The 201-nt window shown below is 55.2% G+C and carries 1 pseudogene; it reads left to right on the forward strand.

The window, feature by feature from the left end:
- A pseudogene (locus JDF658_RS14020) lies at window positions 1-201 on the forward strand (EscN/YscN/HrcN family type III secretion system ATPase); the annotation flags it as partial.

The raw sequence follows: 201 nt of genomic DNA on the forward strand, positions 1-201 counted from the left end.
CCTTACTATTGAAGCCAATGGGCCCGGGGTGCAACTGGGGGAGATATGTGCTATTAGCAGTAGAAATGGCGGTCCGAGGATTCTTGCCGAAGCGGTGGGGGTTAAGGAAAAGAAAGTATTACTGATGCCCCTGGCTGATACCAGCGGGATAGGACCGGGATGCGAGGTGCTGGCTCTGGGGCGCAATCTGGAAATTCCCGT

The organism is Carboxydocella sp. JDF658 (assembly GCF_002049395.1).
GTDB lineage: Bacteria > Bacillota.